This window comes from Staphylococcus sp. HMSC061G12 (genome assembly GCF_001838465.1).
GTDB lineage: Bacteria > Bacillota > Bacilli > Staphylococcales > Staphylococcaceae > Staphylococcus > Staphylococcus simulans.
Map to the genome: position 1 here is coordinate 40261 of NZ_KV837086.1, position 13284 is coordinate 53544.

General features: G+C 34.0%; 12 protein-coding genes. 4 read left to right on the forward strand and 8 right to left on the reverse strand.

The window, feature by feature from the left end:
* Window positions 1-20: 20 nt before the first annotated feature.
* The 8 genes from lacG to HMPREF2937_RS07765 all read right to left on the reverse strand — a co-directional run bounded on the left by lacG (window position 21) and on the right by HMPREF2937_RS07765 (window position 9436).
* Entirely contained in the window at window positions 21-1427 is a 1407-nt protein-coding gene (gene lacG, locus HMPREF2937_RS07730) for a 6-phospho-beta-galactosidase (RefSeq protein ID WP_002480475.1), read from the reverse strand.
* Window positions 1428-1577: 150 nt separating this feature from the next.
* A complete protein-coding gene (locus tag HMPREF2937_RS07735; protein ID WP_002480474.1) occupies window positions 1578-3257 on the reverse strand; it encodes a PTS lactose transporter subunit IIBC in 1680 nt (559 codons plus the stop codon).
* 15 nt (window positions 3258-3272) lie between these two features.
* Complete coding sequence (locus HMPREF2937_RS07740) at window positions 3273-3602, reverse strand: PTS lactose/cellobiose transporter subunit IIA (RefSeq protein ID WP_002480473.1); 330 nt, start codon at window positions 3600-3602, stop codon at window positions 3273-3275.
* Window positions 3603-3929: 327 nt separating this feature from the next.
* A complete protein-coding gene (locus tag HMPREF2937_RS07745; protein WP_070864335.1) occupies window positions 3930-4544 on the reverse strand; it encodes a PepSY domain-containing protein in 615 nt (204 codons plus the stop codon).
* 189 nt (window positions 4545-4733) lie between these two features.
* Window positions 4734-5888 (reverse strand): serine hydrolase domain-containing protein, encoded by a 1155-nt coding sequence (locus HMPREF2937_RS07750; RefSeq protein ID WP_070864336.1) that lies wholly within the window; start codon window positions 5886-5888, stop codon window positions 4734-4736.
* Window positions 5889-5978: 90 nt separating this feature from the next.
* The gene (locus HMPREF2937_RS07755) at window positions 5979-7130 is read right to left on the reverse strand and encodes a serine hydrolase domain-containing protein (RefSeq protein ID WP_070864337.1); all 1152 of its coding nucleotides are present in this window, start codon (window positions 7128-7130) and stop codon (window positions 5979-5981) included.
* 51 nt (window positions 7131-7181) lie between these two features.
* Window positions 7182-8834, reverse strand: coding sequence for a phospho-sugar mutase (locus HMPREF2937_RS07760; RefSeq protein WP_070864338.1), 1653 nt, complete (start codon window positions 8832-8834; stop codon window positions 7182-7184).
* A gap of 128 nt (window positions 8835-8962) precedes the next feature.
* Window positions 8963-9436: an RrF2 family transcriptional regulator gene (locus tag HMPREF2937_RS07765; RefSeq protein ID WP_070864339.1), complete on the reverse strand. Its 474-nt coding sequence runs from the start codon at window positions 9434-9436 to the stop codon at window positions 8963-8965.
* Between the two features lie 128 nt (window positions 9437-9564).
* Here HMPREF2937_RS07765 and HMPREF2937_RS07770 point away from each other — a divergent pair, with 128 nt between their 5' ends.
* The 4 genes from HMPREF2937_RS07770 to HMPREF2937_RS07785 all read left to right on the forward strand — a co-directional run bounded on the left by HMPREF2937_RS07770 (window position 9565) and on the right by HMPREF2937_RS07785 (window position 12960).
* Window positions 9565-10482, forward strand: coding sequence for a DMT family transporter (locus HMPREF2937_RS07770; protein WP_070864340.1), 918 nt, complete (start codon window positions 9565-9567; stop codon window positions 10480-10482).
* Between the two features lie 208 nt (window positions 10483-10690).
* Window positions 10691-11953, forward strand: coding sequence for an LCP family protein (locus HMPREF2937_RS07775; protein ID WP_002480466.1), 1263 nt, complete (start codon window positions 10691-10693; stop codon window positions 11951-11953).
* Window positions 11954-11971: 18 nt separating this feature from the next.
* A complete protein-coding gene (locus HMPREF2937_RS07780; protein WP_002480465.1) occupies window positions 11972-12442 on the forward strand; it encodes a DUF2538 family protein in 471 nt (156 codons plus the stop codon).
* Window positions 12443-12537: 95 nt separating this feature from the next.
* A complete protein-coding gene (locus tag HMPREF2937_RS07785; protein ID WP_070864341.1) occupies window positions 12538-12960 on the forward strand; it encodes a GNAT family N-acetyltransferase in 423 nt (140 codons plus the stop codon).
* Window positions 12961-13284 lie beyond the last annotated feature (324 nt).

Consider the following 13284-nt stretch of genomic DNA (forward strand, 5'->3'; position numbering starts at 1 on the left):
AGGGGTTTTGCCTTACTTATTTACTTTCCATAAATGTCGTCTGATAATTGTTTATACCATTTCGCACTGTCTTTAACATAACGTTTTTGAGTTTCGAAATCGATATAGAATAAACCATAACGTTTATTGTAGCCGTTTGACCAGCTGAACATATCTTGTAGTGACCAGATGAAGTAACCTTTAACGTTGATACCGTCTGCGTATGCACGTTCGATTGCTTCAATATGTTGTCTTACATAGTCAATACGTTCGTCATCATGTACTTCACCGTTATCTTCAAGTACATCTTTGTAGCCTAGGCCGTTTTCAGTAACATAGATTTTTTTGTAGTTAGGATAGTCGTTTTTAATACGTTCCATCATGTCATATAGACCTTCTGGATAAATGTACCAATCCCAGTCATTTGTAGGGATTGCTTCATTTTTAACAACTTCTCCGATACCTTTAACACGGAAGACAGAAGTTCCTTTATCGCCTGTACCATTATGGTGAATATAGCTTTCTTCATTATGGTATTTGATCCAGTTACTTTGGTAATAGTTAATACCTAAGAAGTCAAGTTGTGGTGCAGCTTTACGGATTTCTTCTAGTTCTTCTTCGCGAATATCTAATTGTTCGAATTCTTCACCTAAGATTTCTCTTACTACAGTTAATTTAGCTGGAGTATAGTAACCTAGGAATGTTCCGTCTAACATGAAACCATTCATAAAGATATCATGTTTGTAAGCAGCGATTTGGTTTAATGGTTGATCATCGATGCTGTAGAATTGTGTTAATGCGTGAACTAAACCAATTTCACCTTCATAACCTTTTGATTTAAATAAGTTTACAATGCGGCTATGTGCAGCGATTTGGTTATGTTGTGCTTGTAAACATTTTAAAGTGTTGTACTGTTCACCAGGAGGGAAAGCACCTGTAATATATTGTCCTTGAACATACGCGATTGGTTCGTTGATTGTGATCCAGTATTTAACAACATCATGATATTCGTCAAATACAAGTTCAGCATAACGTTCGAATGCATCGATTTGATCTTTGTTTAACCAGTCACCTTTTTCAAATAAAGTTTCTGGAGTATCAAAGTGGTGAAGTGTAACAAAAGGTTCGATTCCATATTTATGGCAAGTTTCGAATACTTTGCGATAATATGTCAAACCTTTTTCGTTTACTTCACCTGTACCATCAGGAATAATACGTGACCAAGCAATTGAAATACGGATTGCTTTGATACCATATTCTGATGCTAATTTGATATCTTCTTCATAACGATTGTAAAAGTCACTTGCTGGGTCTGGAGAAAAACGTCCTTGTTTTTCTAAGAAACCATCCCATAATACACGACCTTTACCATCTACAGTACTTGAACCTTCAACTTGATATGCAGCAGTTGCAGCACCTAATACAAAGTCTTTAGGTAATTTACTCATTAAATTGTCTCCTTTTTAGTTAATTAATATCTTCAATATTACTAGTTACATCACACACAAATGGAGCCCCTTGCCGCTTGTGTAGATACTTAAGATGTCGTGTGTAAATGCGACAAGGGGCTAAGTGTGTGTCTTACATTAAATTATTGCTTATTTTTCGTTGATTTTTTCGAAAATCAATTTCATTGCGCCTTCTCCATCACGAGTTAAGCCAATGTATTGCTTACCAGTTGTTGGTACTAATACAGCACCGTATTGATCAGTATATTTTCTCATTTCATCTTTCATCGCATCCATTTGTGGTGCTAAGATTACGATGTCCATATCTTTGATTAAGTCCATATCTTGACCGTAAGCACGCGCTGTTGCTTCTAACGGAATGTCATTTTCTTTCGCATATTTGTTTAAGCTGTTTGCTAAGATACCACTTGTACCACCGCCGGCACATACAACTAATACGTTTGTATGTTCACGAGAATTGAAGTCTGGAGTGTTTTCTTCAACTTCAATTGGTGCAGCAGTTCCGCCGCCAGCTGTAGCAGCTGCAGCTTTTTGTAATTCAATTTCATGTTCTTCATCAAGTTTTAATTTGTCATAAGCTTTGATGAACGGGAACCAAATTGTAAAGTCTAATACTAAGATAATGGCGATTAATAATAATGATAATACTGAGAAGTTAGACGCCATATAGATACCGATTGGACCTGGTGTTGGCCATGGTAAGAAGTGCATAAATCCGTTCATTCCAAGATTATCTACGAAGAATTTTAAAATCCAAGAGTTTAAAATTGGTGTGATAATGAATGGAACCATGAACACTGGGTTCAAGATGATCGGTGCACCAAATAATAATGGTTCGTTAACGGCGAATGTAGTCGGGATAACCGAAGCTTTACCCACCGCTTTTAATTCAGGGGACTTACATAGGAAAATGAAGATATAAGGTACTAATAAAGTTGCACCTGTACCACCAATTAATGCTACGAAGTCTTGTGTTGATTGAGTTAATGCGTAATGCGCATGTTCACCCGCTCTGAATAAACGTAAGTTTTCTACTTGGTTGTTGTACATAATCGCGATTACTGCCGGACCAACTACTGAAGGACCGTGAACCCCGATAAACCAGAAGAATGCCATGAAACCAAAGATAATCGCGAATCCTAAGTAACCGTTTGCTGCTCTGAATAATGGAGATAACAATGTAGTTACCAATTCTGCTGTGTTACCGTGTGATAATGCACGAACGACAATATCAACGATCCAGAAGAATGTTACTGAAAGTGCGAATGGAATCATGTCTTTAAATGCTTGCGCGATGTTACCTGGAACTTGCGGAGGCATTTTGATTGTGATGTTTCTACCAATACAGAATTTATAGATGTTCGGCACGATGAATGCGACTAAGAATGCTGCGATTAATCCTTTAGTACCTAATAATTCAATGCTGATACCATCTTTGATTGGTTTAACTGCTAAGATTAATAACGAAGCTTCAGCAGCTACGAAAGTTGAAATTACGTTGATTTGGTTCGTTTTAGGTAATTTCAAGTTTCTGTTGTCGGTAAGTGATTTAGTTACAGTACCTGCCATGAAGACGGCTAACATACCCATCGTGAAGTTATAAACTTTCATGATGATGTCTTCAATATTTTTAGGCCAGTGGAATCCCCATACGTTTGGTACATAAGCTACCAAGATAAATAAAGATGAGAATAAAACGACTGGCATTAAAGCTACGAAACCATCACGGATTGCAGTTAAATACGGGTTAGATGCAATCTTTTCAAAGAAAGGTTTCATTTTTTCAATCATTTTAATAATTTTATTCATGCTGTCACCTGCTTATTAGTGTTTTAAATCACGGAGTTGTTCATATAAGTCAATCATGTAGTTTGCTGCGTCTCTCAAAGCCATTGTAGTCATCAAATGGTCTTGACCGTGAACCATGATAAAACTAATATCAGATGCTTCTCCTGCTGCTTCTTTCGCTAACATTTGCGTTTGTTCCTTATGTGCTTCTGTGATAAAGTTGTTGGCTTCAACAATGTGTTGACGTGCTTGTTCAAAATCGTTTTCTTTAGCAGCGGCTAAAGCTGCCATTACTTCTCGACGTGCATCACCTGCAATCGCAACGATTGTGAAACCAATCATCATGTTTTCTTCTTTGTTGCTCATGGTGTTTCCCCCTTAGGTTGAATTAAAATGTGTATTTTACAATTATCAACGCCAACGATACAACATGAACATATAAAAAATTATCGCAGCTTTTTATGTTCGTTATTGTTCGTTTTTGTTCACAATAATAATGTAACTTTTTAACTCGTACTAGTCAATTCAAATTTTAAAAATTATAGTTGTTTCAAGCGATTTATGACAAATAAGTTACATAATCTACATAAAATTGACAGCGCTTTAAAGATTTGAATGAATTCCCTTTCATTTTGACGTAAAAAAAAAGACTACCTAGGCATTAACCTAAGTAGTCCATTTCGTATTTAAAGATTAGTCATCTTTTTCATTTTTTAAAATTTTAGCTGTTTTCGCATCCAAGCTGAACTCTTGTTTAGAGTTGCCTTTTTGTAAGTCTACATCGTAAACGAATTTACCTTCGTCACTATCTCTTGATAATGACCATTCATGGATATCACCATTGAAGTTGTCTTTCGCTTTTTTGATGATTTCATCATAAGGTTTGAAGTCTTCATATTTGAATGATTTTGCTTTGTCATAATCATCTTCTTTTTCAGTTGATTTATTCATGACTTTACCATCTTTACTGTTGATGATAACTTCTCCTTCTTCACCTTGTTTTTGTAAATCAATTTTATATGCCCATTTGCCTTGTTCTTTTTCAAATGAGATTTCTTTTAATTCACCATCATATTCTTTCTTAGCAGTTTTTACTGCATCTTCAGGTTGAGTTTTAATATCTCCTAGTTTAATAACGTTACTGTTTTTACCAGTCTCGCTTGTACCAGAAGTATCACCTTTTTGTTTTTGGTCTGGATTGGCTTTTTGTTCTGAATCATTTTTGTTTTCATCGCTTGATCCGCCTTGCCCACATGCAGCAAGTACTAAACCGGAAGCGACTAATAAAGAAAGCATTTTTTTCTGCATATCGATTCCTCCTTGTATTTATATACCCGTTACGCCATGAATTATTTAAATTATTCCCAATATTTTGTGTTATTATACATTTAAATATATTGTTTTCTCTTTATTTGAGAAATTGTTTCCAAACAAAATAGACTGTCTCGCTCTACATATCACTGTAGATGAAACAGTCTATTACTTCACTTTTTTATTCTACTGTTTTGCTTTTTTAGTAGGATCTGGTTGTTTCAGATAATCCATAAAAATCTTTTTCATTAATGTTTCATTCTTACCAACTGGTTTTTGATAGTTAGTGCCCATCACTAATATATAATCCTTATTGAAGTAGCAAGTAAATTGTTGCCCATAAAATATACCATTTGCGCGCGCACTCTGACCAAAACTGTAAAAGCCATAACGATATGCATGTGGAAACTCTTTGGTGTTCACTTCATGTAAGAGTTGATTTGTAGTATGTGCATTAAACATCTTCTGATTTTGTAATGCTAAGACAAATTTCCCCATGTCTCTAGGTGCCATATACAAATTACCTGCCCCATAATATTGATCCATGTATGCAGGAAACTCTGGTATTTTCAATTCATTATAGCCTTTAGCCATATAAGGTTTATAAGCAGTGTTATTGTAAAAGGCTGTTTGGTTCAATTCATATGGTTGTACAAAGTTTTGATTGAAATAATCTGCATATGACATCTTAGTGACCGCTTCAATCACCCGCGCTAACACAATATAATTCGCATCATTATATTGATGCTTTCTAAACATATCCGGCTGCAACCCTTGTTCCTGCAACATATGAACTGCTCCATCTATACTATGGATATTCGTTTTCGGGCGAAACATTTGTATACCGCTTTGATGCAGCATAAAATCACGCAGAATCAAAGGTTCATTGGTTTGAAACCAAGGTAGATATTTTGTCACTTCATCGTTGATGTTGAGTTTACCTTCTGTTTCTAACTTTTTAAGCATCATACCTGTCATAAACTTTTGCGCTGACCCAATCAAATACATTGAATTAGGATTCGTCTTTTTACGATTGATAAAGTCTTGATAACCATATCCTTTATCCATCACGAGTTTACCTTGGTAATATATCACAATATCACCATTGAACTTTTGTTTTTTCAAATATTCATCAATGGCTGTATAGCGCACATTCTTTTCATTCATTACAGTTTTATAACTTCCAACTTGAACTGATGGATGATTATCTTTAGTTTTCAAAAGGTTATGATGATGTCCGTATTGTTGAAAATGTTTCCAATTTAAATAATAAGTTATCACACCGGCTATAAGTGCGACCATTAGTATAAATATCATTATCTTTATTAGTTTTCTCTTCATTGTTGTCCTCTTCACTTGATGTCACGTCTTGAAATGATACGTTAGTTGATTTGATATCGTTTTTGTTTTGATATTAAAAAACGGTTTAAATCAAATGACTCTGCTTTTTTTAGTTGGATCTGGCTGATGTAATTGTTTCACAAAAATATCTTTTATATAGTGTTCATTAACGTATTTCGGATATTGATAGTTCGTTCCCATTACCACGATATAATCTTTGTTAAAATAGCTGGTCATTTGATGACCGAAAAACATACCATTAACACGATTACCATTATCATAACTATAAAAGCCGTAACGATAAGGTTCATTGTAAGTTGGTGTGTGTAATTCGTATAATAACCCTTCCGTATCTTTTGGAGATAAGATTTTATTTTCTTGCAAGTTTGCGATCAGCTTTGCCATATCTCTCGTTGACATAAACAAATTACCTGCACCGTAGTAATGGTCCATAAATTTTAAAGTCATCGGTTGTTTTTCAGCATTGTAACCTTGTGCCATAAAGGGTTGATATTGTGTTTCATTATAGAAAGCTGTTCTATATAATTGGTTCGGATTTTTTAATTTTTCATCAAAGTATTGATCAAATGACTTGTGTGTCACTTTTTGGATAACATCAGACAATATAATGTAGTTCCCATCATTATATTGATGTTTATGATATTTACCCGGCTGAATGCCTGCACGCTGTAACTCTTTCGCAACATCTTCATTACTGTGTGCTGTATTGCTGCCAGTAAATTTCTTTAAACCGCTTCGATGCAGCATTAAATCCTTCAAATAAAGGGGTTGCTCTGTTTTAAACCACGGCAAATATTTATCCAATCGGTCATTAATATTTATTTTGCCTTCACTTTCTAATTGTTTCAATAATAAGCCTGTTGTGAACTTTTGAGAAGAACCGATCAAATACATAGAGTTCGGTGTACTTTTCTTATTCTCTTCAAAATTTTGATAGCCATACGCTTTGTCCATAATTAACTGACCCTTATGAAAAATCGTAATTGTACCGTTAAAACCTTTTCCTTTTAAATATGCATCAATTTTAGGGTCTACTGCATTATCTTTCATTACAGTATAGTAATTTGCTTTTTCTTTTGACTGTGCGTTTCCACTTATTTTCGGTAGTTGATGCTGACTATAGCTTTGATGATGTTTCCAATTTAAATAAACCGAAAATACACCAACCAACAACGTAACTACAACGACAAAGATAATGCCGTTCTTTATTCTTCTATTCATTCATTTCCTCTTTTATCGATATGTCTTTCTTGTTAGTTTAATTCATTTTTATTAATCCAAATACGTTTGTTCAAATTGTGTAACAACAGCTTCTAAATCTTCAACATTCAATGAGAAGTACACTTTGATTTTAGGTTCTGTACCTGAAGGTCTTAACGCGATAAAGCCTTCATCTAAAATGAAGCGGATTAAGTTGCTTTGTGGTAATGTTGTTTCCACTGTTTGATGATTGACTAAATCTGTAATGGTCTTCGTTTGATAATCTTCAATTTGTTTCACTTTTAGCCCAAGTAATGTATCTGGTTGTTCTTTTCTGAAACTTTCAAGTAAATCATTTATTTTTTGTCTGCCTGAAGCACCTTCAAATTTAGGTGAAATCGTTTTGTCTTTGAAGATACCTGTCAAAGCATAAACTTCATCTAAGACACCTTTAAACGTTTTACCTTGTTGGGCTAATTCATTTTTGTATTTAACCACTAATGGAATCATTTGAATCGCATCTTTGTCTCTTGAGAATGGTGCTGCTAGATAACCATGGCTTTCTTCATAACCTAATACCAATTGTTCATCAGTATCTTGTTTGTTTTGAAGAATTTCAGAAATAAATTTGAATCCTGTTAAAACTGTATTACTTTCTAAGTCTAATGCTTGTGCTAAGCGATCACTTGCTGCACTGCTGACAATAGATTTCACCATGTATAACGGTTGGTTTGTACCTTCTGCTTTTAATTGGTCATAACGTAATTTTAATAAGATTAAGCCGATTTCATTACCGTTGAAGTAACGGTGTGTGCCATCTTTGTAGCGTTCAATCATGCCGAAGCGGTCAGCATCAGGATCCGTTGCTAAAATCAATTGGGCATCTTCTTGATCCGCTAAACGTAAACTATACGTAAAGGCTTGTTCTTCTTCTGGGTTCGCATAAGCAACTGTCGGGAAGCTGCCGTCAGGTTGTGACTGTTCTTTTTCGATGACATAATTGCTGTAATTTAATTTTTCAAAGATTTCGGATAGAATTGGTAGACTTGTACCATGTAAACTAGTTAACACAATTTTTTCAGTTTGCGTTGGAATTGAATCAACTAATTTAATTACTTCTGCTTTATAAGCTTCTGTAACATCCTCTGATAAGTGTGTAATGAAGCCATTGTTTAGTCCTTCTTCAAAATTTCCGCCTTCAATGTCTAATGGATCATCAATTTGATTAATATAACTACTCAACATCTCAGAAGGTTGAGGCAATAATTGACCGCCGTCTGCACCATAAATTTTAATTCCATTATATTCTTTAGGATTATGACTCGCTGTAATCATAACACCTGCATCTGCTTCTAAATAACGTACCGCAAATGATAATTCAGGTGTAGAATTATAACGTTTGCCTACTACAGCTTTCACTTCATATTGTGCTAGTACTGCTGCAATTTCATGTGCGAATTCTTCTGATAAGAAACGTGTATCAAAATAAATCACGACTAATGATTCAGGTTTGTGTTCACTTAAATATTTAGCTAAACCTACCGCAACTTTACGCACTGTAAAGGCATTTAAACGGCCAGGTCCTAAACCGATTAACCCTCTGATACCTGCTGTACCAAAAGCGAGTGTGTCTTCAAATCCTTCATTTTTAATATTTTCAGTTTGATCTTTATAAAACGCTGAAACTAAACTTTCATCTATCTTGTTTTCCCAATTCAATTTCATACTTACTTATGCTCCTCTCTATGATTTAAATCTACTATAAGTCAATAGCCCTCAATAATAGATATTATTACTTCACTTCAATAGTTTTATTATAACTTATGTTTTTCAGATTGACATACATCTCTGGACTAAATATTCTCACTGACCCAAGACTGAAGTTCTGTTAAATCATAATGGTTTTTTATATCTTTTGATACATTTTCAAGTGTAATACTAGTTAAAGTATTTATTAAAGTTTCCTCAATAATTGTTAATGATTCAGTTACCGCACATTTTTGTGCTTTTTCACCTTCATTTTCACCTAAAAAATTACGTAACAAGTGTTGGCTCGCGAATATTTTTCCTCTGCCTTCTATTGCCATGAACACATCATAAAATGCAATTTCTTCTAGAGGTTTTTCTAATGAAAACCCACCATTTTTACCTGGCGTTGAAATAATCAGTCCTTCATTTACGAGTAACTTAATAATTTTCTTTAAATATGAATGTGAAGTATTTAATCGCTCGCTTAAAGCAAGTGAATTGATACTTTTTCCGTCAGGTAATTCATTTAATATAAGTAAAACATAGATAGATTGTTCCCATCCTGATGATAATTTCATATTGACACACCATCCTTAAAGTTTTAATTTATACATTAGAGATAAACAATATCCCTAATAGAGATTTATACTTACAATTATTGTATAATTTTTTCTAATTTTTTTAAATGAAAGTGAGGAAATATACCATGGAAAAGCTAAGTTCTAAACATACGTTTCTTTTCAGTATAATTTTCACAACAATTTTTATGGGGTCTTCGTTTCCTACAGGAAAATATTTAATATCCGTTGATGTTACACCTCCATTTTATATTGGCGGATGGCGTTTTTTAATCGCAGGTCTACTTATGTTATTAATCACCCTTGTTTTTCGTGGTTGGCGCCCGCTCGTGCCCGCTTCTAATCAAAACATTACTAAAGGAACAACCCTTGTCATTGTTATTGGCTTACTGCAAACAGCTGGTACAATGGGCTTTTTAAATTTATCAATGGCTAAAGGATTGTCATCTTCAATGTCATCTATCATTTTATTTACAAACCCTTTATGGTTAGCTTTTTTAGCCCATTTTCTATTAAATGATAAATTGACAAAATTAAAAGTATTAGCATTATTTCTAGGTATTACAGGTGTAGTAATCTGTTTAGGGTTAGATAAATCAACTTTAGGTATCGGTGCATTTTATGCACTCTTAGGATCTTTATGTTGGGCTGTCAATACAGTAGTCACTAAAATGGTTGCTTTCGATAAAGGGCCATGGGTCCTCACAGGTTGGCAACTATTTATCGGCGGGTTTATCATGTTGATTATTTCTGCTGTTTCCAATGAACATTACCATATTTTCGACTTAAGCTTTTTTGGCTGGTTTAATTTAATATGGCTTATTATCCCAGCATCTATCGGATCGTTCGGCTTGTGGTTTTTAAGTCTTCGTATCGGTGGAGCTACAGTCGCAAGCAGCTTCTTATTTTTAGTCCCAGTTTCTTCAACAATTTTCTCTATTATTTGGTTACATGAGAAATTTACTTTCAGCTTAGTAATCGGCGGTTTATTTGTAGTGATTGCTTTAATAATCGTTAATCATCATTCAGCACAGTCAAACGAGTGATGTAATTTATTAGAAGTTTTTCTGATTTATCTTTAGTAATCTGCTGTTTTGTGAAATAATAAGTGGGATACAAAGTTTGTAATTTAGCCATATTAGTATTAAAATATATGGTTATAATGAGCAAAATTATCGGCAATCCATGAGCGGTGCATTAGCTGCCTATTTATAGGATTGCTACATCTTAAAATTGAAACCGGGAGCAAGACTAATGAATAAAATTTTCAAGTATTTTTTAATACTTCTTTCACTCGTCCTGGTCATTATTCCTATTATTTTCGCAGTGATGTTATATAAAACTTCTAGAAGCGCAATCGATTCATCGTTCAGCGATAATTCCAATAGAGTATCGAATTTACGTGATGGTAAAGTCAATCCTGCAAAGGAGCCGATTTCTATACTTTTTTTAGGAATAGATGATAACAAAGGCAGACGAGAAGGCGGTCAAGCCACTGAGAAGTCACGCACAGACGCAATGATTCTTTCAACATTCAATCCTGATAAGAAACAGGTCAGAATGTTAAGTATTCCACGAGACACTATCAGTTATATTCCTAAAGTCGGTTACTTTGATAAAATCACACATGCGCATGCATTTGGTGGACCGAATGCTTCAATGGATGCAGTAGAAGCTACATTAAATGTACCAGTCGATTACTATGTACGTATTGATATGGACGCTTTCGTACAAGCTGTTGATGAACTTGGCGGTATTTATTATGATGTGCCATACAATTTAAATGAGCCGAATACAGGCGATGATGGTCGTATTAAAGTCAAAAAAGGCTATCATAAATTAAATGGCGATCAAGCATTAGCTGTAGCTAGAACAAGATATCATGATTCCGATTTAAAACGAGGACAACGTCAAATGGATTTAATTAAAATCCTCGCAACAAAAGCGCAAAAATTAGATAAAGTAAACAAACTTGATAACTTAATTAAAATTGTAGGTAAAAACTCAAAACATAACCTTTCAAACAAAGATATCCAAAAATTACTTACGACTTACCTTCCAGCTGATTTAGATATTAAAACAGCCCAAATCGAAGGAGATAACGAATTACTTAATGGTATCTATTATTACAATCCAGATATCAAAAGCATCAAGAAATATGCGAACTTACTACGTTCGGATTTAGGTCTATCTAAAATCAAAGATAAAGATGAATTCTTAAACGAACGCGTTATCAAACAATATGGTGAGTTAATACCATTAACACCAATTGATGACAGTTTATTAAGAGAAAATCAAAAAGATACGACTGAAGATGAAGAATCTGATGACCAATCTCAAGATGAACAATCAAATAATAATCAACAATACGATAATTCGGGTAATGAACAGTGGAATAACCAACAAAATCCAAATAACGGCTTTAATCAAAATCAGAACCCAGGTAATCAACAAAATCCGAATATGAATAATAACCCAGCGCAGCAACAAGCGCCTTCTGGTCAAGACTTTTATTAGAAAGAGGAGCGATAACGTATGCCACGTAAAACCTATGAGAAATTAAATAATATCAATGGAATGTTCGGTATTTTAGAGCAACAAATCATCCACAGTAAAGATATGGCACATTTCAGAAATGAATTCTTCTATGTGAACCATGCGCATAGAGAGAATTATGAAGCGTTACTGCTTTACTATAAAGATAGTGTTGAAAATCCATTTATTGATGGTGCTTGTTATATCGTTGCCCTGCCTGAAATCTTTGATCGTGTAGACGTATTCGAATCTGAACTACCCTTCTCTTGGGTTTATGATCAAAATGGAATTACTGAAACCATGAAAAGCATCAGTGTTCCAATTCAATATTTAATTGCGGCAGCTCTTGAAGTGACTGACGTTAATATCTTTAAACCATCAGGTTTCACAATGGGTATGAATAACTGGAATATTGCGCAAATGCGTATATTCTGGCAATATACAGCCATTGTGCGTAAATATGCCCAATAATTAATTAATCGTTACAGCGCATGAATGCATGCATCTGTAACGATTTTTTTGTACGCTTATATCGTATCTAAAAAATAAATATGAGGATGATGAAAATGTTTAAAATCGCAAAAAGCAAAAAGGAAATGCAAGATGTGTTTGATGTAAGAATCGAAGTCTTTGTGCATGAACAAAATGTACCTTTAGAAAATGAATTGGATGAATTCGAAGATGTCTCTAAACATATTATCGGATATGATGATAACCAACGCCCTATTGCGACTGCACGTTACAGAGATTACAATGGTGTTGCAAAAATGGAACGTGTTGCAGTTTTGAAAGATTACAGAAAACAAGGGATTGGTCGCGATTTAATGAAATATATTGAAACAATTGCGAAAAATGATGGATTTTCAAAAGCAGTTTTAAATGGTCAAATTCAAGCACAAGCTTTTTATGAATCACTAGGTTATAAAGCCGAGGGCTACGTATTTCTAGAGGAAAATATTGAACATATAACAATGTCGAAAGCGTTATAATTTCTATGAAATTTACAATTTTTATAGATTAAAAGCCATATTAATGTAACCTTTAGTAACTATTTACTTTATAAACAATTGAGTACTCACATTAAGGTTTGATTACAAATCGATTAAAAACCTCTCTATCCTACTTTAGTCGTATTATAATATATGAAAATGATATATTACATAGTTTTGACATAGTGTCATATTCATTCAGTCTGCTAGTAGCTTTGTGTGTAGAAATGATATGACCTGGATAAATGTTAATAATGCGTTTCAACAACTACCAATGTGTTAATAACATCATCAAGTCATCTATTTTCTAACGTCACCCACAGA

Bases quoted from the DNA above. Each gene is read 5' to 3' on its own strand.
- lacG (WP_002480475.1), bottom strand. From the start codon at position 1,427: ATGAGTAAATTACCTAAAGACTTTGTATTAGGTGCTGCAACTGCTGCA.
- HMPREF2937_RS07745 (WP_070864335.1), bottom strand. From the start codon at position 4,544: ATGCAGAAAAAAATGCTTTCTTTATTAGTCGCTTCCGGTTTAGTACTT.
- HMPREF2937_RS07785 (WP_070864341.1), top strand. From the start codon at position 12,538: ATGTTTAAAATCGCAAAAAGCAAAAAGGAAATGCAAGATGTGTTTGAT.
- HMPREF2937_RS07760 (WP_070864338.1), bottom strand. From the start codon at position 8,834: ATGAAATTGAATTGGGAAAACAAGATAGATGAAAGTTTAGTTTCAGCG.
- HMPREF2937_RS07780 (WP_002480465.1), top strand. From the start codon at position 11,972: ATGCCACGTAAAACCTATGAGAAATTAAATAATATCAATGGAATGTTC.
- HMPREF2937_RS07755 (WP_070864337.1), bottom strand. From the start codon at position 7,130: ATGAATAGAAGAATAAAGAACGGCATTATCTTTGTCGTTGTAGTTACG.
- HMPREF2937_RS07770 (WP_070864340.1), top strand. From the start codon at position 9,565: ATGGAAAAGCTAAGTTCTAAACATACGTTTCTTTTCAGTATAATTTTC.
- HMPREF2937_RS07765 (WP_070864339.1), bottom strand. From the start codon at position 9,436: ATGAAATTATCATCAGGATGGGAACAATCTATCTATGTTTTACTTATA.
- HMPREF2937_RS07735 (WP_002480474.1), bottom strand. From the start codon at position 3,257: ATGAATAAAATTATTAAAATGATTGAAAAAATGAAACCTTTCTTTGAA.
- HMPREF2937_RS07750 (WP_070864336.1), bottom strand. From the start codon at position 5,888: ATGAAGAGAAAACTAATAAAGATAATGATATTTATACTAATGGTCGCA.
- HMPREF2937_RS07740 (WP_002480473.1), bottom strand. From the start codon at position 3,602: ATGAGCAACAAAGAAGAAAACATGATGATTGGTTTCACAATCGTTGCG.
- HMPREF2937_RS07775 (WP_002480466.1), top strand. From the start codon at position 10,691: ATGAATAAAATTTTCAAGTATTTTTTAATACTTCTTTCACTCGTCCTG.